The following is a 22,357-nucleotide window of genomic DNA, read 5'->3' as shown; positions in this document are numbered from 1 at the left end:
CTTTTTATCTCAAAACTTATTATTTCTTAAAAACCAAAACCGCATTCCCACCACCAAACCCAAACGAATTCGACAGCGCATACCGCACGCACTTTTCACGCGCCACGTGCGGCACGTAATCAAGCGAACAGGCTGGGTCTGGGTTGTCCAGGTTGATGGTTGGCGGCACCAGCTGATGTTCAAGTGCCAGCACGCAAATGCCTGCTTCAACACCACCGGCGGCCGCAATCATGTGGCCAGTCATGGACTTTGTTGAGCTCACGAGCGCGTGGCCAGGCGTTGCCGGGTCGACATGCGGCCCAAAAACTTGTTGTAATGCTTGCGTTTCCACCATATCGTTCATAAGCGTTCCGGTGCCATGAGCATTAATATAATCAATTTGTTCTGGCGCTAGGTTGGCATCGCGCAGCGCATGCCTGATTGCTTGGACAGCACCGCGCCCTTCTGGGTGCATGGCCGTCAGATGGTAAGCATCTGCCTGAGAACCATATCCGACAATCTCGGCATATATTTTGGCGCCTCGAGCAACGGCATGCTCTTTGCGCTCAAGAACCAGCATCCCGGCTCCTTCGCCCATCACAAAACCTGCTCGCTGGGCATCAAACGGCCGGCTGGCGCTCTGAGGGCTGCCCGACCAACGCGTTAACGCCCGCATATTGTCAAAAGCGGTCATGGCCAACGGATTGGCACAGCCTTCCGCCCCACCCGCCAGCATAATGTTTGCATAGCCATCTCGCACGGCCCGAAAGGCAAAACCAATGGCGTCTGCTCCTGAAGCACAGGCATTGGTCAGGGCGAGCATAGGCCCTTGCAGGTTGTACTGCATGGCTACCCACGAAGCGGCAATGTTGTTAATTGCTTTGGGAATCACGAGCGGCGATACGCCATTGTCACCTTTTTGGGCATAGCCAAGAGATGCTTCTTGCACGGTGCCCAAGCCACCAATCCCCACGCCAACGTACACGCCAAAGCTTTCGCGTTCATGCGGAATCTGCGTATCAAAGCCGGCATCGGCCATGGCCTGGCCGCTGGCAAGTAATGCTAAATGCGTAAAACGCTCACTGCGAGCCCGTAGCTTGGCTGGTAGCAAGGCATCAAGCTGATTATTGATATTTTTTACTAAACCGATTGGCATGCCAGCAACATTGTGCTGATACGCTGGCGCATCGACTGGCGGCTGATAAGCTTCTATTCCTGAAATGCCGTTGGTCAGCGCATACCACGATGTGGCCACATCGTTGCCGACGGGCGTTACCAGCCCGAGGCCGGTAACCACCACTTCATATTTCTGTGCGTGTTGCATGTCATACGTTATTTGGTACGAGCGTTATGAATTAAATCAACCGCTTGTGCAATTGTTTTAATTTGTTCAGCATCTTCGTCTTTAATTTCAACGCCAAAGGTTTCTTCAAAGCTCATGATAATTTCAACAATGTCCAATGAATCGGCGCCAAGATCTTTAAATGTAGCTTCTGGTTTAATATTTTCTTGTGGCATGCTGAGTTTGTCGGCAATGATAAGTTGTATCTTTTGTAAAGTATCTTCGCGTGAAAAAGCCATGTGGCAGCTCCTTTAATTTGAGTTATCTACTTATTTATAACGAATTTTTATAATCTTTTAAAAGAATTAAAGAATAGCGAAAATTGAGAATTTTTCTATGTTCTGTTTTTATCTTTTTGTGAAATATTTCATTTTTTTATTTTATGAAAAATCTAATACATACCGCCATTAACGCTTAACACCTGCCCAGTAACATAATCAGCCTTGCCAGAGGTCAAAAATAAAACCATCTGCGCTACATCATCAACCGTACCAAACCGCTTAAGCGGAATCTGTTCAAAAATTTTATGCTTTATTTCTTCAGAAAGCCGCTGCGTCATTGGCGTTTCAATAAAGCCAGGCGCTATCGCATTAACTAAAATACCACGATTGGCATATTCCTGCGCCAACGATTTGGTCAACGCAATCAAGCCAGCCTTACTCGCCGCATACGCCACTTGGCCAGCGTTTCCGGTCAATGCTACCACTGAACTCATGTTGATAATGTACGAAGGCAGACGTTGCCCACCATCAGAAACAGAAGAAACCATCATGCGCTTGAGAGCTTGCTGAGCACATAAAAAAGCCCCTTTGAGATTAACATCGAGCACAGCATCCCAGTCTGCCTCACGCATGCGAACAGCCAATGCATCGCGCGCTATGCCGGCATTATTAACCAAAACATCAAGGCGTATTTTTTGTTGATCGATCTGTGCAAAAGCCTGCTGAACAGATGCAGCGGAAGCAATATCGCACATAACATATTCAACGCCTTCAGCTTTTAATGATTGCACTGTTTCTGTTTTTTCATCAAGGCAATCGAGTACCACAACGCGATCGCCGCGCTGCAAAAAAAGTTTTACGATGGCGCGGCCAATACCCTGCGCCCCACCGGTTACCAGGCAATACATTGTTTTTATTTTCGCAAAAGCCGTTCAAATCCTTCGACAAGCTCAGGACGAACGGCGGATAAGAATTTTTTTACAAGTACATATTTCATAAAGCACATATTTCATATTTTTTAATAACTTATTTTTTTGCAATATCCATATCTTTATTTTTTTAACTTCGTTCATTGTTGCCGTTCGTCCTGAGCTTGTCGAAGGGTTTGAACGGCTTTTGTTTTGGCATCAACCATAGGCATTTCCTCGCTATGAACAATCATCAGTCAAGTTTAAATCTAATAAGCCGTGCTGAGTTAACCAAAACCAACAGGTCTGAAACAGCATGAAACAACGCCGCTTCAATCGGCGTTACCAGGTTGAACAATGCAAGAATGATACCAAAAAGATGGACCGCACCAAAACCAATAAAAATATTTTGCATAATCAAACGAAAAACTTTTTGAGAAAGTGCATACACAAAAACAACGCCCTGGATATTATTTGCCATCAACACAATATCTGCCGCTTCTATTGCAGGTTCCATACCCATGGCTCCCATCGCAATGCCAACATCAGCTTGCACAAGCGCTGGCGCATCGTTAATACCATCGCCAATCATAGCAACTTTATGACCTTGCTTTTGCAAATCTTTAATGATTCCTAATTTTTCATCAGGATCAACTTCCGCAAATACTTTTTGTATGCCAAGCTGCGCAGCAACGTGCTGGGCCACTTCAAGACGATCTCCACTCAACAACATCACTTCTTTTATACCCAATTTCTTAAGTTGATCAATAGTACTTTTTGCCTCAGGGCGAATCGAATCTGCCACACCAATTCGACCACACAACTGATTATCGCAACACAAATAAAAAAAAGTATAACTAGAGTTTTCAACTTCGTGCAATGATGCTGGAATCTGAATATTAGCATGCTCGGGTGCTTCAATAAAATGTTCACTGCCCAGTACATAGTGTTTGCCGTCATATTCAACTTCAATACCATGACCCGTTACCGATTCATAACGTTCTGGGTCTGGAATTTCCATATTCTTTTCTGCTGCTCGCTGCAAGATTGCTTTGGCTAGAACATGCCCAGAACGCTTTTCCATCATCGCCGCTATTTTTAAAATATCATTTTCTGAATAAGCTTGATTAAGTGATTCTATCGAAACGACTTCAGGTTGACCGATTGTCAACGTGCCGGTCTTATCAAAAATCAGCGTATCAACATCAGAAAAATGTTCGAGTGCAAGACCACCTTTAATCAAAATTCCTGAACGAAAAGCAGCTGCAGTTGCTGACAAAATGGCAAGCGGCGTAATCAATGTTAACTCAATCGGAGAACCAAAAACAAGCAGCGTAGCAACCAACGATAAGTTGCCCGTCCACAACCACACAGCACCAATAAAAACAATCAAAACTTGTACCACCACTAATGCCGCACGATTTGATACCGAAACAATCGCTGCTTTTTCTTTTTCTGCTTGCTCAAGCAAACGACTAATTTTTCCAAAATGAGTTTCTGAACCTACTTTATGAACCAGTACCACCACACTACCACCTTGTACAAAGGTCCCCGCAAATACCGGGTCTTTGATACCTTTTTCAAGCGGCGTACTTTCGCCCGTCAAAAAGGACTCGTTGATACTGGCTTGACCATCAACAATAATACCATCAACCGGAATTTGCTCACCGGTTTTTATGATTAAGCGCATGCTTGGCTGAATTTGATGCGTTTCAAGAAGCTGCTCATGGCCATTAACCACCGCGGTTACTTTTGTTGAAACAAGTCGAACAAGACTTTCAATCGCCCTGCCCGTTTTTTCTTCAATGAATTCTTCCGCATATTTTGCCAGATGCATAATAATCAGCACTACCGTTATTGCCTGTTCTTCACGCGCTGTCAACGCAACACCGGTTGCCAAAATCAGAAACAATTCGGTTGTAATTTTTTTGTTATATAAATCTTTGAGAGCATCAAGAGCGATGGGAACTAACGCAAAAAAAAGAAGGCTATACATGGCCGCAGTATTAATCTGCACAGGATAAGCTAATGTCAGCCCGAACAGAGCACATAAAATGATTATGTAAGCGCCATATGCAACATTAAACGTAATAAACGATGCCGCAGCATTTTTATGATTTTTCATACCATCTCTTTTTTTATAACCGAACATTGTACAACACAAAATTGGAATTTTAAAATCCTACTCTATCGTATCATAAAATATGATTAGAAATATATTTTTTGTATGAAACAAATCAAATTGCTACATATTCAGGACTCTTAATTGATACGTTTTTTTGTTAATACTTGGACAAATTGAGAATGCGATTCTCAATTTGTCCAAAAAAAGTTTGTAAAAAACAAAAAAAACCCCCGTTATTTAGTTTACGGAGGCCCAGAAAACCAAGCGTGGCCACAAGCAGATGTGCTCAGTTGGCGATCAGTTGGTCAACTTATTGATAAAATTTAACTAATTATTGATTGAACTAGTCGGTCAATTTGGTGTCAGAAGCTTCTATTGATTCTAACGCCGGTTGCTCTTGATTAGCTTCTACCACTGGCTCTGCCAAAACAAGCTCGTCTTGCGCGCAGTACTCAGGATTACAATCGTTCCCGTGCACATGCTTTTCAACTTCTTTGCCCAGCACTTGGAGTAAACGTTCAATATCTGCCTGACTGTTGATTGAAATAATCTCTTTGTCTGGCCATTCACGACGTAACATTTTGGCAAAAATAGTGCCGGGTCCAACTACAACTATAACATCGCAATCTTGCAAATGCTGCATGCTCGGCCACCACAAAACGGGACTATGCATGTGCTTTTGCAATGATTCATGAAGATCTTCTTTAGAGACGAGAGGACGAGCGTCGAGATTTGAAACTAAAGGAATTGGTAAATCTTTAAAGTCAACTTTGACCATGTACTGCGCAAATTTTTCGGCAGCATCATTCATAAGGCGGGAGTGAAAAGCCCCGGAAACATCAAGTTCGATAATTTTGCCACCAGCAACGCGCACGTCTTCAATAACTTTTTCAAGCGTTTCAACGATTCCGGAAACGACCAATTGGTTACTGCTGTTGTAATTTACCACTTGGGCAACATGCTCAAGACTGCCTGGCATATCGTGCTTTGCACAAATTTCTGTCAAAGCATCATGCGATAAACCAATCACGGCAATCATGGTTCCGCGCGCCATCAAAGTCGCTTCTTCCATAAATAATGCACGTTTTTTTAAGAGATATAAAGCATCGGGAAATGATAGGCCACCAGCCGCAAAAAGTGCTGCATACTGACCAGAACTATGGCCAGCAACGATGTCTGGCTGGACACCATATTTTTCTTTAAGTAACGCAGCAATTGCCGCACTTACTAAAAAAATAGCGGTTTGAGCATTGACCGTCTCACGCAATTCGCGTTCAGATGATGCAAAACATAAGCGTACCAGATTGTTATCTAAACAATTTGACGCTTCTTCAAACAACTCTTGAACAATGCGTTCTTTATCATAAAACTCTTTGCCCATGCCCAGCTCTTGCGAACCCTGGCCGGGAAAAAGCATCCCTATTTTTTTCATAATAAAAGCCTCCCCACAATACTACTTAACGCTTATAACCTCTCGTAACTAAACAAGCTTTTACAAAACTGCTAGCAATGCTGCAATTCTTATACCAGCGCGTTGATTACCGATAACTTCGATCAAATCAAAAACCCCTGGGCTTTGTATTGATCCTGTTAGAGCGAGGCGCAGCGCCTGCGCTACGCCCACTAATTTTTCTTGATACTTATCTGCTATTTTTTGTGCTACTTCAAGTAATGCTGCATGCGTACATTCTACTGATTGCAACGACGCTAAAAACTCTTGCAACATCAATATGGTGTTTGGTGTTTGCCATTTTGCAATCAACGCAACATCGAGTTGCTGCGGATCATGCGCAAAGCTCATGATATCATTATAAAGCTGCACAAGGGTAATCGCGCGCTGTCCATACAAACGCACTAATGCTTCAAGCTGTTGTGCCGACCAGGTAACCTGTAGCTGGGTTACCGTTGCCGGATTCATATCTTCTAGTGCTTGCATAATGTTACTAAATGATGCTTGGCGCATATACATCGCGTTTAACCATTCAAGTTTTTTCATGTCAAAGATTGAGCCTTTTTTGCCCACTGCTTCAAGCGTAAATTTTTCAACCAGCTCGTCACGCGTAAACAATTCCTGATCGCCATGCGACCAACCAAGACGTACAAGGTAATTGCATAACGCATCACCTAAAAATCCTTGCTCGCGATAATGTTCTACCGAAACTGCTGCATCGCGCTTACTTAACTTGCCACCAGATTTCCCTAAAATCAGCGGCAAATGAGCAAATGCCGGCGTTTGGCTGCCAAGCGCTTGGTATAACAACACTTGCTTGATGGTGTTGGAAATATGATCTTCACCACGAATAATGTGCGTTATGCGCATAAAAATATCATCAACAACAACACAAAAATTATACATCGGCAAACCATCACGTCGGACAAGGATAAAGTCGTCAAGCGTTTCGGTTGAAACACTAATCTTGCCTCTAATGATATCGTCAAACGTAATTTCTTTGCCAACATCTGGCAGTTTATATCTTATTGCATGCGGCTTTTTTAAATCATTGTGCGAAAATATATTATCACGACATACGCCGGCGTATTTATTAACAATGCCCTGCTCGTGCGCTTGAACCACTTCGTCCATATCGCGTGGCTCACAAAAACATGGATACGCTAAGCCGCGCTCCATGAGCTCATACGCCTGTTTTACGTGCTCAGGTGAACGATCGCGCTGAAAGACCATTTCTTCGTCTGGCAAAAGTCCTAACCATTTCAAAGATGCGAGCTGCGAATCAAGGTATTCTTTCGTTGAACGTTGCACGTCTGTATCTTCAATACGCAGAAGGTAAGTGCCCTCGTTATGCCGCGCAAACAGCCAGTTAAAAAGAGCAGTACGAACGCCGCCAATATGTAAATGTCCTGTTGGAGATGGTGCAAAACGTACGCGCACCGGCTGTTTTGTATTCATAATTTTTTATACCGCAATCAAATCTAGTTTTGCTTTAACCGTAGAAATTTGTGAAGCCAACTCAACTTCTGAGCCATACTTCACGACAAATTGCTGCCAATAATTTTTAGCTTCATCAAATTTTTTATTAAGCCAATAGTATTGACCAAGATGATATAATGCCTGATCATGCGCAACATTTTGTTGGTCAAACGTTATGGCTTTAAGTTTTTCAAGACCACGATTACGCTCATCTTCAGTAGAACTGTCAAGCTGCATAAGCGCTAATTTTACTTCATAATAACTTTTTAGTTCAGCATTGGTCATATGATCAAGCGCATCGCGCAAGACAACCCGTGCTTCATCTTTACGATCAAGATTACTAAGTGCTTCAGCTTGCAATGCCAAAAAGGCTGCTGCAATGCCCGCACGACTGTTCTTTGCGTAACCTTCACGGAATGCTTTTTCGGTAGCTTCCCATTTTTCTTTTTCGGAATCAAATTGAAGATCGCTGGTTTTCTGTTTTTGCGTGTTGCCTTTGACCGATGCTTCGTACACATTAAACGCTTCAACAAAGTCGCGATGAGCCGCTACTTGTATACGCTGATCGTACATTCGATAACCAAAAAATGATGCCGCACCCAACCCGGTTGCCAAAAGACCGGCCATTACCAGCTTTTTGTGGGCAACAAGAGTACTTATCAAACGATCAAGTCCTTGCAAAACCGGATTATTCATTGCGTCCATGCTATCTCCAACCTTTAAAATGAGCCCAGTAAATTTTCTACTGTGAATATTTAAAACTATAACCCATACACCATAAATGTATACATATTCGTATATTTTGGCAAAAAACCACAAAAAAACAGGGCTATTTGTAATTTTTTGATCATTTTCTTTCAACAGGCCGCGCTGCCGCCTGCTTAATCGCTTGAGTGATATCGTAGGCATTAGCAGCCCCATGGCAGACAATTACCCGGCCATTAACGCCGGCTAATACGGCCCCACCAAAGACTTTGCTGGTAAATTTATTTTCAATGTCATGCAAAAAATGCTCGCCCCAGCTCACTATATCCTGCTTGCCGGGTTCGTTTTTTAATTTTGCCAACTCGCTTTTTCCATACGTAGCGAGCAACTGATGCACCGACTCCATGGTCTTCATCAGCACATTTCCTGAAAAACCATCGCAGACAACAACATCTGTTTTGTTTTTTACAATTTGATACGGCTCAACGTTGCCCACGAAATTGAGGTCAGACTGCTTGAGCATGCTAAATGTTTCTTTTGTCAGCACCGAGCCTTTTTCATCCTCTTCCCCATTGGCCAAAAGCCCAACCCGCGGGTTAGCAATACCAAGAACCTGTTGGGCATAATCAGCACCCACGTGAGCAAATTGATATAAATGCTGCGGACGACATTCGGTGTTAGCACCTAAGTCAAGCCCCACCACATGACCATATAAGCCAGGAAGGAGGCCCAAAATTGCCGGACGCTCAACATTTTCGCTTCGACCAAGAATCAACGAGGCAGCAACCATAAAAGCCCCAGAATTGCCGGCCGAAATAACACCAGTACACTGTTTATTTTTAACGCTCTGCACTGCTTGAACAAGCGAAGAGTGCGTTTTTTTTCTGACGGCAAGGACAGGATTTTCAGCCATGCCGATTTCTTCAGGCGCATCGATAACAGTGATAGGATAGCTTGGCCACGTAGAATCAAGCTGATCCAACTGGCTTTTTATCAGTGCATGGGGGCCAAAAAGCGCGACTGGCACCTTATCTTTTGCTGCATTAAGCGCTCCCGCAATAACAACCTGAGGGGCATTATCACCACCCATAGCATCAATAGCTATCATAACGTGATCCTTTTCACACCTTGCCATTTTTTGTTAAACGACGTGCGTTATCCGATATGTTTGAGAGGGATCAATAAAAAAAGGCTCTTTCAAGCCTTTTTTCAAACCTTATTTAGATTCTGGTGCCGCATCTGCTGCTAAAGCGCCTTCTGCGCGAGCATAAGCCATTTGGCCTTCTCGTGCTTTTCCGCGTTCGAACATACGTTCACCTTTGGTGCGCAATACTTTTACGCCCTTGTAGTAACCACACTCTTTGCACACTTGGTGCATAGCAACGGGGAACTGACAGGTAACACAGCTGGCTGGAATACTTGGATGTAAACCTTTGTTTGCTGAACGGCTATTGCGTCTTGATCGGGACTGTTTACGTTTAGGAACTGGCATTTCTCACTCCTGGTATGCATACGCTCAACTTCGAGCTCAATAAATTCATGAAGCTGTTAAAACTTGTTATATGCCGTATAGCGTAATTTTATAACGTCTTTTTGTCAAAATCTAATTACAAACTTGTAAAATCAGTCATTTTTGGCACAATAGGAATTGATCATCAGAATATCACGATTTCTTCAAATTTCTAATTCAGGAGATACCCATGACAAAATCACACATGGATTTAGTCAAAGAATTACGCGAAAAAACGCAAGTAAGCTTAATGGATTGCAGAAAAGCCCTTGAAGAAGCACAAGGCGATATAGAAAAAGCTATAGAATTTCTCCGCAAAAAAGGTGCCTCCGTTGCAGCAAAACGTGCAGAAAATGCTACTGACAACGGCCGTATCGAAGCTTACGTTAACGAAGACTTTAAGCATGGATCTTTGGTTGAAGTTGCATGTGAGACAGATTTTTCAGCAAATACTAACGAAATGAAAGAATTTGCTATTCACGCTGCAAAACTTGCCACACAAGACAGCTGCTCAGATGTTGCACAACTTCTCGCAAATCATCAAGAACTAAGCAACCACCATAATGATATTTTAGCAAAAATTGCTGAAAACATTAAAATCGGCGCCATCAAAAATTTTTCAGTAGAAAAGTTTGGTGTTGTTAATGCGTATATCCATCCTGGCTCAACCGTTGGGGCTTTAATAGAACTTGAAACAGAAAACGATAGCAGTGCACACGTAGAAGAATTAAAACAACTTGCTCGCGATATTTGTATGCACATTGCTGTATTCAAGCCACTGTGTATTGCTCCTGAAAACCTTGACCAAAGCTTGGTTGAAAAAGAACGCGACATTGTTAAAGAACAAGTTGCAGGCAGCAACAAACCAGCCAATATTATTGAAAAAATGATTGCTGGCAAATTAAGCAAGTACTACCAAGATGTATGTTTGACTCAACAAAAATTTATTAAAAATGAAGATGTAACCGTTGAGCGTCAATTAGCTGAAGTTGGCAACAAGATCAAAAACAGTATTAAAATTAAACGATTTGCACGCTTTATGGTTGGAAAAAAATAATTATGAAAAAAGTTTTGATCAAAATTAGTGGACAACTTTTTGATCACGATGGCGCATCGTTCAACAAAGAATTTGCTAAAAGCTTTTGTGCTCAACTCGTAGAATTACAAAAAACTATGCAGTGTGGCATCGTTATTGGCGGCGGCAACTTTTTTCGTGGTCATCAACATGGTCAACAACTGGAGCTTCCACGTAGCACAGCCGATACCGTTGGCATGCTGGCAACCATGATGAACGGCGTTATTTTGCATAATTTTTTACGCAACGCAGGTATTGATGCACTTCTTTTAAGCGCTGTTTATGCCCCACAAGTTGCGCCAATTATTTCACAAGAAGCTATTGATCAGGCATTGCGCAAGAATCAATGCATTATTTTTGCAGGTGGTACGGGAAATCCGTTTGTTTCAACGGATACCAATGCCATTATTCGCGCGCTCCAAATCAATGCAGACCAGGTATGGAAAGCAACAACGGTAGATGCCGTTTATGATGCTGACCCTAAAAAAAATCCTACTGCTAAAGCTTACAAGCACCTCAGTTATCAAGAAGTTATCAGCAAACAACTTAATGTTATGGACGGTGCTGCAATTGCTTTGGCTCAAGAACATAAAATCGTTATTCGTGTTTTTGATGTTTTTGCACCAAACGCTTTGTTACAAGCAGCACACAACCAAACAATTGGTAGTACAATTAGTTAACCACTTACAAAGGATTGATGATGGAAGAAATAGCATTCTTAGAAGGTGATTCTAAAAGCGTAGAAAATCTTGTAAAACAAGAAATGGATAAGCCTTTAAAACATTTTGAAAAAGAATTAACCAGTATTCGTACAGGCAGAGCTTCAACAAAACTGATCGAAGATCTTAAAGTTGAAAGCTATGGTCAATATATGTCTCTCAAAGATATTGCAACTCTTGCTGCGCCAGACAGCAGGTTGCTGACAATCCAACCATGGGATTCAAGTAATATGAGTGCTATTGAAAAAGCACTGTCAGCTTCAGACCTTGGCGTACAACCAGCCAACGATGGCAGCATCATTCGCATTCAATTGCCTCAAATGAGCTCAGCTCGTCGCGATGAGTTGGTCAAACTTTTGGGCAAAAAGACCGAGGAATGCCGTATTGGTATTAGAAACGTACGCAAAGACTTTCATAACGAAATTCGTGATGCAGAAAAGAAAAAAATCATTTCTGAAGACTTTGCAAAAAGATTAAGCACTCTTTTACAAAAAATCACCGATGATTTTATTGGTAAAACCGATGCTACTCACGATAAAAAAGCAGCAGAACTAAAGAGTTTATAAGCTTTTTTCTTATTTTTGCTTTTTTTAAGCCGCTTACCTATTTTGGGTGAGCGGCTTTTTTGAGTATCCATTTTTGAAAAATGCACTTTTTTATCAAAATAAGCACTTTCAAAAAATAACCTTTCTTCCTGAAAAAACCCCAATCGCACGACCCTGTCGACTCTTTTAAAAAAAATAAACAAAACTATTGCAAATAGAAATATAAATATTGCAAGCTAGAAATACGCCAAGGGGCTGCGCAACCCAGTGGCTCTCGGTAAAAAATAATTATTAACCATTATCTAGGGAGACTTATTTATGAATTTCAAACACAAACTTGCAGTTTTAGCATTTGTAGGCTTTGGTGTTACCGCTACAGTAAGCCCAATGGCTCCAACAATGTGGTACGACCAGGTAAGTGATGTTCTTAACAAACTTAATATGAAGATTGATGAATCTTCAGCAGAGTTACAAGGTTGGAACGATGCTATTTCAAGCCTTGGTGGTCGCTTTGACGAAATGCAAGCATCGCGCCAATCAACGTTTAACTTGATTAGAAATAAATTTAGTTTAATTCAATCAAATTTAAATCAATCAGAACAAGATAGAATCGCTGCAGTAGATAGTCTTACTAACGAGTTGAATGCTCTCAGAATGACTACTCAAGAAGAAATTGATCAACTTCAAATTCTTAATGCAGATTTGCAAGCACAACTTGCAGCCGCACAAAATGATTTGGCAAACGTAAACCAAAACAATGATGCGCAAGCTCTTGCAATTATTGGCAGCTTGTCTGCTTTGCAAGCTAAATATCAAGCGTTGCTCGTTCAACGTGAATCGTTTAACATCACGTTACAATCATTCATTAATCGTGTGTTGGCATTTGCTGACCAAGATAATAACGACTTAAACCAAATCAATTATGACCTTGGTTTAGACGTTAATAACGGCAGCTCAAACTAATCAAAACGTTCACGTTTTAATTAGTTTTGTTACCCGTCAAAGTCTTCGTGACTTTGACGGGTATTTTTTTTGAACAAAAAAATGCTCAACTTTTGCACAACTTTTCTGTACACTCGAATACCTTCTATCACACATTTTAAAAAAGAGCATTATGAGCAGCAATCATTTAACCCACTTACATATTCACACCGAGTATTCTTTATTAGACGGCGCTATCCACCTCAAAGACTTAGTTAAACTGGCCAAAGAGCAGGAATGGAAAGCAATCGGCATTTCAGACCACGGCAATATTTTTGGCGCTGTAAAATTTTTCCAACTCGCCCAAAAAGAAAAGGTCAAACCTATTTTGGGTATTGAAATGTACTTTACGCCCGATGTTGCGATTAAAAATGCTAAAGAAAAATACTTCCACTTAATTTTGATTGTGCAAAATAAAGTTGGTTATAAAAATTTATGTAAACTCATTTCGTACGCATACCAAGAAGGTTTTTACTTTAAGCCACGGATCGATTACGCCATTTTGGCAAAGCATTCAGAAGGTCTTATTGCAAGTACTGCCTGCCTTGGTGGCCATATTCCAACGCTGTTACAAGAAGACCGACACGATGAAGCGGTACAACGCATTCACCAGTTTCAAGAAATTTTTGGCCCCAATCGCTTCTTTTTTGAACTACAGCCAACTGACCAAGCAAAACAAATTACTCTTAATAATCTTTTGTTTGATTACAGCGCACGCTACAACGTCCCCTGCATTGCCACCAGCGATGCACATTACTTAAGAAAAGAAGATCATCAAGCACACGAAACATTATTGTCAGTACAAACCAAAGATGTGATTTCAAACCCTAATCGTTTTTCATTTGGTGATTGCCGAACTTACGTTCGCTCAACCAGCGAGATGCTTGAAATTTTTAAAGGCCATGAAGATGCCGTGTGGAATACCGGCAAAATTGCCGATAGCTGCGATTTTGATTTTGAGTGGGGCAAGCTTTTTTTTCCACAATCGCCCGTTCCAAAAGACTACACACAAGAAAGTTATTTTGAATACTCATGCCGCGAAGGCCTGGTAGAACTCAAACAAAAGGGTTTGATTCCTAAAGAACAGTATCCAGTTTACGATAGTCGGCTAGAAGAAGAAATTAACTTGATCATGAAGATGGGCTTTATTGGTTACTTTTTAGTAGTAAGCGATTTTATCAAGTGGGCAAAAGAACAAAAAATCCCAGTTGGACCTGGTCGAGGATCTGCTGCTGGATCACTTGTTGCGTGGGCCATGAAAATTACTAACGTCGATCCTCTCAAATACAACTTACTTTTTGAACGTTTCTTAAATCCTGAACGCGTAAGCATGCCAGATATCGATATCGACTTTTGCATTGAAGGCCGCGAAGCCGTTATCAATCACGTCAAAGAAAAATATGGCCATGATTGCGTTTGCCAAATTATAACGTTTGGTACCATGATGGCCAAAAGCGTTATCAAAGACGTTGCACGCGTAATGGAGTTTCCATTCCAAGATGCTAATGCATTAACCGATCTTATTCCCAATCAGCTTAACATTACGCTGACACAAGCGTTTGAACTTGAACCACGCTTGAAAGAAATGGTTGATTCAGACCCAAAAATTAAGCACCTTTTTGATATTTGTTTCAAACTTGAAGGACTTACGCGCCACGCATCAAAACATGCTGCCGGCATTGTAATTTCACCCGAACCTCTTGATGAAGTGTTGCCACTTTATATCCCTTCAAAATCAACTGACTTAGTTGCACAATATGCTATGACCGAGCTTGAAAGTATCGGCTTTTTGAAGATGGACTTTTTGGGCTTAAAAAACTTAACGGTCATCGATCGAACTTTACACGTTATTAAAAAAAATTATGGCATAGAAATAGATCTAGATACCTTGGCACTTGATGACAAAGCAGTTTTTGAACTCATATCACGCGGTCAAACAAACGCCATATTCCAATTTGAATCTGATGGGTTGAAAGAAGTATTGCGTAAACTTAAGCCATCAAAATTTGAAGATTTAATTGCAGTTAACGCACTGTACCGACCAGGCCCACTGGGTGCGGGGATGGTGGACGACTTTATTGAACGACGTCATGGCCGCCAAGATGTTACCTACATGTTTCCCGAGCTTGAACCAATTTTGCAAGAAACATACGGCGTTATTGTGTATCAAGAACAGGTTATGAAAATATCTTCCGCCATTGCTGGATACTCGCTTGGTGCTTCAGATATTTTGCGTCGCGCAATGGGAAAAAAGAAAGCTGACGTAATGGCCGAACAGCGCTCATTATTTGTGCAGGGCGCCAAAGAAAATAAATTTGATGAAAAAAAAGCGGGTGAACTATTTGACTTAATGGCCTACTTTGCTGGCTATGGTTTTAATAAATCCCACTCAACTGCCTATGCTTTAATTGCCTACCACACGGCGTATCTCAAAGCTCATTATCCAAAAGAATTTATGGCCGCTTGCGTGAGCTTTGAAACGAGTAACCCTGACCAACTCACACACTATTTACAAGAAATTAGCGATTTAGGTATTAAGACAATTCCACCGGATATCAATCGCTCAGAAATGGAATTTACCGCCACTCAAGACGGCATTTTATTTGGCTTGCAGGGCATTAAAAATGTTGGTGAAAACGCCCTCAAAGATATTTTGGCCGAACGAGAAAAATCGCCTTTCAAAGATATGCTGGACATGGGCAAACGTGTTGATTTACGCACCGTCAACAAACGCGTTTTTGAAAGTTTGATTTATGCTGGCGCCCTTGATGGTTTGCCGGGCAACCGGGCACAAAAAATCGCTGAACTTGAAAAAGTTTTAGCGCGTGCACATGAACTTAAAGAACAAGAACTTACCGGCCAGATGGACCTTTTTGGTTTTGCGAATGATAAAAACAAAGTCGAAGAATTTTACGGATTTCAACCATTAGCAGATTTTACGACTAAAGAAAAACTAGAAAAAGAAAAGGAAGTTGCCGGCTTTTATTTGAGCTCGCATCCACTGCGCAGCTATCCAATTATTCAATGGCTTGCAATAACCAGCTTTAAAGAAGCACTACAAATGATCGAATCAGTAACATCGTTGCGGGAACCAACCGTTGTATGCGTTGGTCTTTTGCAAAGTCATCGTGTTATCAATACCAAAAAAGGCGACAAGATGGCCTTTGCAAACATGGAAGATTTATCTGATCATGCAGAGATTATTATTTTTCCAAAAACATATACTCAAGTTGAGCAGCTTCTTGATGAACATGATGTTTTTTTGATTAAAGGAACCATCGATATAACCTCGCAAAACAAATGCAAAATCAAAGCAAATGTCATGATCCCGATCGAAATGATTTTTGAACAAGCACAAACCATACAAAGCGTTACCCTTGCATTGCCGGCCACCGTTGATAGAGAACTCTTAGAAAACATGCAATCCATAATTAAACCAGGCTCCACCCCATTCATGATTGCATTTAACGAACGCGACACGGATCTCTTGTTGCAAAGCAAACAACAAATTGCTTGTACACCAGAAATTTTGCAAAACATTGAGAAGCATGGAATAAAAATTTCTATTGCAGTGTAACTTTCTAAATAAAACACGGTTGCAAACGCTCCCATACCCCACTTGGCAGCTGTTGCTGAAATGATTTAAGCAATATAATTAAGCGGCTTTTTTTTTCAAGATCGTCACTTTCCTGAGCACGATCTGCAACAATTTTAAACAACGCAAATAACTGCTCTTCAGTAAAATTACGTGTTTTTTGCAGCGTTGCATGAAGTGTTTTTTCCAGCTTTTCATCCCAATCAGCAATCGCGTACAAGTCAAGTAAAATGCCACGTAAATCAAGATTTACTTGATCAAGTGATAGCATGTGCTCACACACCGCTATTGCATTAACCCAACGTTTTTCTTGTCGATATAAAAAAGCTGCTTGCTTATATTTTTCAGATGCAAGCTGATCGGCAAGAGCCCACAAAATATCGCCTTCTAATTGCAATGCATAAGCACGATCTTCAAACGAATGGGATAAAAGACGATACACGCTTAATGCTTTTTCACGCTCTTTACGCGTGATCAGGTACGCCAATTTAAACCACGCAACACTTGCACCAGCAAGATTTTTTCCAGGCTCCATAGCTCTCCTTTTTTTATTATAAATAACAAGCATCATGCTTATTTTAATTGGCTACGACGACGTTGCGTGCTACACTTGCTCTGTTTTATTCAAAATTTTTTTAACAACATAAAAACACCAATACGTACGACCATACACACTCATGATAAACAACCATGCCCTAAAAATTTGGAAAACAAAAGAAACAACGGCGCTTAACGGTTCAGATTTAAAAAAAATTGAACAACAAGTCAATGCTGGAAAAAAAACGGCACGGCAACGCCTAGAAATACTACTTGATTCAGAAAGTTTTCAAGAAGTTGATCAACTTGCCGCCTCTCCTTTTTTAGCATCAAAATTATATACCGACGGCGTCATTGCCGGCTTTGGCATGGTTGCAGGCAAAAAAGTTGCCGTGTATGCACAAGATTTTACGATCAAGGGCGGCTCTCTGGGCAAACGACATGCTGAAAAAATTTGTAAAGTCATGGACATGGCAGCAAAAATTGGCTGTCCAATTATTGGCATTATTGATTCTGGCGGGGCTCGCATTGACGAAGGCATTCATGCTTTGGCCGGCTATGGCAGTATTTTTAAACGCAACGTTCATTATTCTGGCGTTGTACCACAAATATCGCTCATTCTTGGCCCTTGCGCAGGCGGCGCTGCTTACTCACCCGCCCTCACCGATTTTGTTTTTATGACAGAACAAATCAGCCAAATGTTTATTACCGGCCCTCAGGTTATAAAAGAAGTTTTAGGACAAACGATTACCAAAGAAGAACTAGGCGGCTCTCATGTTCATGCCAACCTTTCTGGTGTTGCTCATGTCGTTACTAAAAATGAAGCTGAGTGTTTTGAAAAACTTAAAAATCTTTTGTCACTCCTGCCCAGCAATTATCTTGATGCCGATACTGGCATACCGTACAACAAAACGGCACCAAGTACATCAATCGACAGCTTAATCCCGACAGCAGAAACGAGTGGCTACGACGTAAAAACAATTATCCTAGCACTGGTTGATAATGAAACATTTTTTGAAATTCACGAACACTTTGCTACCAACATAGTCGTAGGCCTTGCCCGCTTGACTGGCAAAACAGTTGGCATCGTTGCTAATCAACCCCTTCACAAGGCAGGCACTATCGACAGCGATGCTTCTGTTAAGGCTGCTCGCTTCATCCAATTTTGTAATAATTTTTCTATTCCCATCATTTCATTAGTTGATGTCCCTGGCTTCCTACCCGGCATTCAAGAGGAACACGATGGAATCATTCGGCATGGCGCCAAACTTTTATATGCGTATGCCAACGCCACAGTGCCCAAAATAACGGTCATTATGCGCAAAGCTTTTGGCGGCGCTTATATTGTGATGGGCAGCAAGGAAATGGGGGCAGATTTTAACTTTGCCTGGCCAAGTGCGCAGATTGCGGTCCTTGGACCCCAAGCCGCAATTGCAATTTTACACGGCAAAACATTAGCCAGCCACCCACAAGAAGAGCGTCCTGCTCTACAAAAGGTGCTTGAAGCAACCTATCGCGAAGAATATCTCCACCCTTACATTGCCGCAGAAAATGGCTTTATTGACGCTATCATTGAACCAAATGATACCCGTCAAACGTTGATAAAGGCTCTTGGTATTGCCGAAAGCAAAGTAGAGCAGCTACCAAAGAAGAAAAACGGCAATATTCCGCTCTAAACCTCAGTTTTTCAACCCCATTTGACCATCTGTCACCCAAAGTCCATAATAATTAAGTCCTAATAGAATTTTATCAAAACCGGAGGCTTTATGAATATTTTCAAAAAATTAGCTTTATTAACTATCTTTGCCGGCTTAACAATCGGCTACACCACTCCTATTTTTTCGGCCGCTTCGTCAAGTAGCAGTTCAAGTAGTAGCAGAGCCACAACACCAAGCACCGTATGCCACATTGATCAAGCAATCTTAGACGATCCAAAAAAAATTGAAACCTGTCTTGAAATTTGGCATTTACGCAAACTCATTATCGATGCTGTTATTAATGAAGCGCATGCGCTCAAGTACCACTTGGACAAAAAATGGATAAAAATTGATTCAGGTTTAGATATCTCATCTCTATTAGACAGACAAAATATCAAAAAATTTGAAGACAAAAGTATAGAGCTCTTTCAACAAGAACAAATTATTTATTCAGAAGCATCAAAAGAGGTACAGGCTTTTATCGACACCCAAGAAGATATTGCAGTAAGCAAGCTTCCAACAGTAGAAGAGATTCGTCTCAAGAAAATTGAACCCGGTGCACGATTTCCCACGTACAAAAATATTTCTCACTTCCTTAAAGCAAAAATATTTACCAAACAAGAACTCTTTAAGAAAAAAGAAATTTTTAATGACCAGCTTTTAAATTTGAAACTTCAACAAAAGGATTGGCCCACTCTTCATTTGGCAGGAGTCAACTATAATGTGTATATTGCATCACAATATCGAGCATTATCGCGACACAATCAAATCAAAACGAGTCTGCCACCAAGCATCCTTCCTCTTTGCATGAAAAGCTTATCAAAAGTAACACTCGATGTAATCGTTAATTTACTGCATCAAAAATATATCCTTGGCGTCGTTGATATTCTTGAACCTCTGATTACACAAAAAATATCTTTTCTCAAAAGTGATAATTCTGTCTCTGCTCGTTTACAAAAAAAACAATTAGACCTTCTCTTGAGCAAAATTAAGAAAATCAAAGGCGATTTTAGTCATGAAAGCATAAGGCACTCTGCTGCACAGATATTTGCTGAAAATTTTTTTCTCGACAATCTCATTGAACTCTTCGACAACGCATTGTCTGAAGAAATCGAAAGACATCATTATTTTCTACCACTAAATAATAAGCAACCTCATAGGCTGGAAGATTGTTTAGAACCAAGTCTTTACGCAATAAAAGAGATTATGAAAAACCCCGGCAAATTTGAGGAACTATTAAAACTCTCCAAACTTCAAGGATTAGTCATAAATCCAGCACCAACACCCATTCTTGATATTTCTAATGAAAAAACGAATCAAAAGTCTAAAAAGAAAAAAAAGAAATCAAAAGCAAAACACTCGCAACAATCACAAGAATTCGTTGATCATTTTTCAACATTAAGCTTACAAGAAATAAGTTCAAGTAGCAGCTCACGAAACCTATCATCGTTAGAAACAGAAGAAGATACTCAATTAACGCCAGTTACCTTTGAAGGAACCAACACCACAGAACCGGCCCAAGACAATGATTGGCAATTCGTTGAAGAAGAAATAGAAACAGATCAAGAAGATACGAATGACGTTGAAGATACACAACCAGTAGAAGATACTCAATTTATCAACACGCAAAAAATGATTGGTTTGCTTGATATTAAACGAACTCACTACGCAGGGAACGAAAACAGTATATTTATCTACAAAATGTATAAAAAACAAAAAAAGAATCCCCTACTTGGTAAAAAGCTTGATGCACGAACCTACAAAAAATCCGCCAACCCTTATGACAACAACCATGCCTTTACCAAACTTGTTGAAAATTATGGCAGCTACGCGCACCTTGATAAATGCGAAAAAATGCTTAGTGGCCAATGCAAATGTTTTTACTCAATCCCTGGAAGAATAGCCACCATGGGTTACCCAGCAGAACGTGCAGAAGAAATGGGACCCAATGGTCATTTTGAATTTATTATTGTTAAAGATCATCCACAACAACAAGGCGGTCGCTGCATACACCGCTTCTTTAGACCTGGTCAAACAGCATTTCCTGGATTATTGACTGAAGAAGCATTGGCATAAAAAACAATTTTTATTGCGAACCTATAAAAGCCTGCAGTATACTTTAGTACTGTAGGCTTTTAACTTTTTTTAGAGGATTTCGCATGAATGAAAAATTGTTGTCACTACGATTATTTTTCAAAAAATATATATTTGCCTTAGTTGCTGTTGGCGGCATACTCATTGCCGCAGGTAGCTATACCGCTTACATAGCAACAAAAAAAATACCTCCGACCTTTCAAATATTGACAGAAATCCCTGAAGAACTCAAAGGCTCGATTGTCACTATCAAAAAACTAAAAGAAGAGCATTTTCTTGATTATCACAATATGTTTTCAAACATCGTTCGTGAAAACATGGAATTTCCAAAAAACATCACGCTCTCATACACTATCATGTATCTCAAGAGCGAACTCAAGAAAATGAACGCCAATAAAATGATTATTTACGTTGTCTATGACAATCAAGATAACAAACTCATTGGCTCTGTTGCCATTCGCGAAAAAAATGATTCAGACCCTGGTCAATGCAGCTGCTGGATTAATGAACATTATTGGGGTGGTGGCCGCATTCAAGAAGCACTGCGCCTCATAACCAATGCATGGTTTGCCGTCAAGCCGTACGACAGTTTCTACGCTCAAGTACGCCTGTGGAACAAGCGCAGTTATCATGCGTTGCTTAAAGCAGGATTTGTTGATACACAAACCTATTTCTATGAACCTTCGGGCGAAAAAGGCCGTCATATTTTGGAAATGCACCGAAAAACAATATTTCAGTAAAAGCAACATCAGCTTTCTTTTCTTTTGTATTCTTTGGCGTATGCTTAGAACACACGCTTAGTAATGCTTTTTTCCCAAACAACAGATGCTAGGAGTACTTTTATGAGTAAGCGCATCCTTTTTGTTCTCATGCCTTTTGATTTTCAAGACGTAGAATTTACCGAACCATACACTATTTTAACCTCTCAAGGCTACCATGTAGACGTTGCTGGCTTTAAACCAGGATCTGCTCGTGGTTCCCAAGGCTATGAATTTACCCCAAACGTTTTATTAAGCGAAATGACCACCCAGGATTTTGATTCATACAATGCAATAGTCATTCCTGGCGGTAGCGCTTCCACGCAGTACTTATGGGACAATGAAGAGCTCCAAGACATCGTTCGCTATTTTCATGACTATGAGAAAATTGTCGCAACTATTTGCTATGCCAGCATTGTACCAGTACAAGCAGGCCTCTTGCAAAATAAAGATGCTACCGTCTATCCAACTGACGAGGCAAAAGCTATACTAGAGGAATATAACGTCGTCTTTGTAGACCAAGAATGTGTTGTGCTTCCTGAAGAAAAAATTATTACCTGCCAAGGCCCTCAAGCTGCTCAGACTTTTGGTCAAGCAATTGTGAACCTCTTGGATGAGTAACACCAGGTCGCTTTAC

The 22,357-nt window shown here is 40.9% G+C and carries 19 protein-coding genes; 9 read left to right on the top strand and 10 right to left on the bottom strand.

All coding sequences use genetic code 11. The features are described 5' to 3' along the window. Nucleotides 1-19 precede the first annotated feature (19 nt). The 9 genes from fabF to rpmF all read right to left on the bottom strand — a co-directional run bounded on the left by fabF (nucleotide 20) and on the right by rpmF (nucleotide 9,701). Nucleotides 20-1,303: a beta-ketoacyl-ACP synthase II gene (fabF, locus tag IPF37_00170; protein QQR49249.1), complete on the bottom strand. Its 1,284-nt coding sequence runs from the start codon at nucleotides 1,301-1,303 to the stop codon at nucleotides 20-22. 8 nt (nucleotides 1,304-1,311) lie between these two features. Beyond that, on the bottom strand, nucleotides 1,312-1,560 hold the full coding sequence (acpP, locus tag IPF37_00165; protein ID QQR49248.1) for an acyl carrier protein: 249 nt from the start codon (nucleotides 1,558-1,560) through the stop codon (nucleotides 1,312-1,314). 152 nt (nucleotides 1,561-1,712) lie between these two features. Then, a complete protein-coding gene (fabG, locus tag IPF37_00160; GenBank protein ID QQR49247.1) occupies nucleotides 1,713-2,450 on the bottom strand; it encodes a 3-oxoacyl-ACP reductase FabG in 738 nt (245 codons plus the stop codon). Between the two features lie 253 nt (nucleotides 2,451-2,703). Further along, nucleotides 2,704-4,575 (bottom strand): cation-translocating P-type ATPase, encoded by a 1,872-nt coding sequence (locus tag IPF37_00155; GenBank protein ID QQR49246.1) that lies wholly within the window; start codon nucleotides 4,573-4,575, stop codon nucleotides 2,704-2,706. A 343-nt stretch (nucleotides 4,576-4,918) separates the two neighbouring features. Beyond that, nucleotides 4,919-6,007 carry an ACP S-malonyltransferase gene (gene fabD, locus IPF37_00150; protein QQR49245.1) on the bottom strand — a complete coding sequence of 363 codons (1,089 nt, stop codon included), beginning with the start codon at nucleotides 6,005-6,007 and terminating at the stop codon, nucleotides 4,919-4,921. Nucleotides 6,008-6,067: 60 nt separating this feature from the next. Continuing rightward, nucleotides 6,068-7,483 carry a glutamate--tRNA ligase gene (locus IPF37_00145; GenBank protein ID QQR49244.1) on the bottom strand — a complete coding sequence of 472 codons (1,416 nt, stop codon included), beginning with the start codon at nucleotides 7,481-7,483 and terminating at the stop codon, nucleotides 6,068-6,070. A 6-nt stretch (nucleotides 7,484-7,489) separates the two neighbouring features. Continuing rightward, on the bottom strand, nucleotides 7,490-8,209 hold the full coding sequence (locus tag IPF37_00140) for a hypothetical protein (protein ID QQR49243.1): 720 nt from the start codon (nucleotides 8,207-8,209) through the stop codon (nucleotides 7,490-7,492). Between the two features lie 142 nt (nucleotides 8,210-8,351). After that, on the bottom strand, nucleotides 8,352-9,317 hold the full coding sequence (gene plsX / locus IPF37_00135) for a phosphate acyltransferase PlsX (GenBank protein ID QQR49242.1): 966 nt from the start codon (nucleotides 9,315-9,317) through the stop codon (nucleotides 8,352-8,354). A 108-nt stretch (nucleotides 9,318-9,425) separates the two neighbouring features. Further along, entirely contained in the window at nucleotides 9,426-9,701 is a 276-nt protein-coding gene (rpmF, locus tag IPF37_00130; protein ID QQR49241.1) for a 50S ribosomal protein L32, read from the bottom strand. A gap of 208 nt (nucleotides 9,702-9,909) precedes the next feature. On the opposite strand from rpmF, the gene tsf reads away from it, so the two are divergent. The 5 genes from tsf to dnaE all read left to right on the top strand — a co-directional run bounded on the left by tsf (nucleotide 9,910) and on the right by dnaE (nucleotide 16,616). Beyond that, a complete protein-coding gene (gene tsf / locus IPF37_00125; GenBank protein ID QQR49240.1) occupies nucleotides 9,910-10,776 on the top strand; it encodes a translation elongation factor Ts in 867 nt (288 codons plus the stop codon). Between the two features lie 2 nt (nucleotides 10,777-10,778). Continuing rightward, complete coding sequence (gene pyrH / locus IPF37_00120; protein ID QQR49239.1) at nucleotides 10,779-11,474, top strand: UMP kinase; 696 nt, start codon at nucleotides 10,779-10,781, stop codon at nucleotides 11,472-11,474. Between the two features lie 20 nt (nucleotides 11,475-11,494). Continuing rightward, nucleotides 11,495-12,079: a ribosome recycling factor gene (frr, locus tag IPF37_00115; GenBank protein QQR49238.1), complete on the top strand. Its 585-nt coding sequence runs from the start codon at nucleotides 11,495-11,497 to the stop codon at nucleotides 12,077-12,079. Nucleotides 12,080-12,376: 297 nt separating this feature from the next. Beyond that, nucleotides 12,377-13,021 (top strand): hypothetical protein, encoded by a 645-nt coding sequence (locus tag IPF37_00110; GenBank protein QQR49237.1) that lies wholly within the window; start codon nucleotides 12,377-12,379, stop codon nucleotides 13,019-13,021. Nucleotides 13,022-13,172: 151 nt separating this feature from the next. Next, nucleotides 13,173-16,616: a DNA polymerase III subunit alpha gene (gene dnaE, locus IPF37_00105; protein QQR49236.1), complete on the top strand. Its 3,444-nt coding sequence runs from the start codon at nucleotides 13,173-13,175 to the stop codon at nucleotides 16,614-16,616. A 4-nt stretch (nucleotides 16,617-16,620) separates the two neighbouring features. Here dnaE and IPF37_00100 read toward each other — a convergent pair whose 3' ends face one another. Then, nucleotides 16,621-17,169, bottom strand: coding sequence for a hypothetical protein (locus tag IPF37_00100; protein QQR49235.1), 549 nt, complete (start codon nucleotides 17,167-17,169; stop codon nucleotides 16,621-16,623). A 142-nt stretch (nucleotides 17,170-17,311) separates the two neighbouring features. On the opposite strand from IPF37_00100, the gene IPF37_00095 reads away from it, so the two are divergent. The 4 genes from IPF37_00095 to IPF37_00080 all read left to right on the top strand — a co-directional run bounded on the left by IPF37_00095 (nucleotide 17,312) and on the right by IPF37_00080 (nucleotide 22,341). Further along, entirely contained in the window at nucleotides 17,312-18,847 is a 1,536-nt protein-coding gene (locus tag IPF37_00095) for an acyl-CoA carboxylase subunit beta (GenBank protein QQR49234.1), read from the top strand. A 90-nt stretch (nucleotides 18,848-18,937) separates the two neighbouring features. After that, nucleotides 18,938-20,944, top strand: coding sequence for a hypothetical protein (locus IPF37_00090; GenBank protein QQR49233.1), 2,007 nt, complete (start codon nucleotides 18,938-18,940; stop codon nucleotides 20,942-20,944). Nucleotides 20,945-21,027: 83 nt separating this feature from the next. Beyond that, nucleotides 21,028-21,702: a GNAT family N-acetyltransferase gene (locus tag IPF37_00085; GenBank protein ID QQR49232.1), complete on the top strand. Its 675-nt coding sequence runs from the start codon at nucleotides 21,028-21,030 to the stop codon at nucleotides 21,700-21,702. 102 nt (nucleotides 21,703-21,804) lie between these two features. Continuing rightward, entirely contained in the window at nucleotides 21,805-22,341 is a 537-nt protein-coding gene (locus tag IPF37_00080; protein ID QQR49231.1) for a DJ-1/PfpI family protein, read from the top strand. The last annotated feature ends 16 nt before the right edge of the window (nucleotides 22,342-22,357 follow it).

The organism is bacterium, from assembly GCA_016699045.1.
Lineage (GTDB): Bacteria > Babelota > Babeliae > Babelales > RVW-14 > AaIE-18.
The sequence above is the reverse complement of the archived record's forward strand: the minus strand, read 5'-3'. Positions and strand labels throughout refer to the sequence as shown.

What these genes read in the sequence shown, in the direction of transcription:
- fabF (QQR49249.1), bottom strand. Translation starts at nt 1,303, where the DNA reads ATGCAACACGCACAGAAATATGAAGTGGTGGTTACCGGCCTCGGGCTG.
- pyrH (QQR49239.1), top strand. Translation starts at nt 10,779, where the DNA reads ATGAAAAAAGTTTTGATCAAAATTAGTGGACAACTTTTTGATCACGAT.
- tsf (QQR49240.1), top strand. Translation starts at nt 9,910, where the DNA reads ATGACAAAATCACACATGGATTTAGTCAAAGAATTACGCGAAAAAACG.
- frr (QQR49238.1), top strand. Translation starts at nt 11,495, where the DNA reads ATGGAAGAAATAGCATTCTTAGAAGGTGATTCTAAAAGCGTAGAAAAT.
- IPF37_00100 (QQR49235.1), bottom strand. Translation starts at nt 17,169, where the DNA reads ATGGAGCCTGGAAAAAATCTTGCTGGTGCAAGTGTTGCGTGGTTTAAA.
- IPF37_00095 (QQR49234.1), top strand. Translation starts at nt 17,312, where the DNA reads ATGATAAACAACCATGCCCTAAAAATTTGGAAAACAAAAGAAACAACG.
- IPF37_00080 (QQR49231.1), top strand. Translation starts at nt 21,805, where the DNA reads ATGAGTAAGCGCATCCTTTTTGTTCTCATGCCTTTTGATTTTCAAGAC.
- IPF37_00110 (QQR49237.1), top strand. Translation starts at nt 12,377, where the DNA reads ATGAATTTCAAACACAAACTTGCAGTTTTAGCATTTGTAGGCTTTGGT.
- IPF37_00145 (QQR49244.1), bottom strand. Translation starts at nt 7,483, where the DNA reads ATGAATACAAAACAGCCGGTGCGCGTACGTTTTGCACCATCTCCAACA.
- IPF37_00140 (QQR49243.1), bottom strand. Translation starts at nt 8,209, where the DNA reads ATGGACGCAATGAATAATCCGGTTTTGCAAGGACTTGATCGTTTGATA.
- IPF37_00085 (QQR49232.1), top strand. Translation starts at nt 21,028, where the DNA reads ATGAATGAAAAATTGTTGTCACTACGATTATTTTTCAAAAAATATATA.
- rpmF (QQR49241.1), bottom strand. Translation starts at nt 9,701, where the DNA reads ATGCCAGTTCCTAAACGTAAACAGTCCCGATCAAGACGCAATAGCCGT.
- IPF37_00090 (QQR49233.1), top strand. Translation starts at nt 18,938, where the DNA reads ATGAATATTTTCAAAAAATTAGCTTTATTAACTATCTTTGCCGGCTTA.
- dnaE (QQR49236.1), top strand. Translation starts at nt 13,173, where the DNA reads ATGAGCAGCAATCATTTAACCCACTTACATATTCACACCGAGTATTCT.
- fabG (QQR49247.1), bottom strand. Translation starts at nt 2,450, where the DNA reads ATGTATTGCCTGGTAACCGGTGGGGCGCAGGGTATTGGCCGCGCCATC.
- plsX (QQR49242.1), bottom strand. Translation starts at nt 9,317, where the DNA reads ATGATAGCTATTGATGCTATGGGTGGTGATAATGCCCCTCAGGTTGTT.
- fabD (QQR49245.1), bottom strand. Translation starts at nt 6,007, where the DNA reads ATGAAAAAAATAGGGATGCTTTTTCCCGGCCAGGGTTCGCAAGAGCTG.
- acpP (QQR49248.1), bottom strand. Translation starts at nt 1,560, where the DNA reads ATGGCTTTTTCACGCGAAGATACTTTACAAAAGATACAACTTATCATT.
- IPF37_00155 (QQR49246.1), bottom strand. Translation starts at nt 4,575, where the DNA reads ATGAAAAATCATAAAAATGCTGCGGCATCGTTTATTACGTTTAATGTT.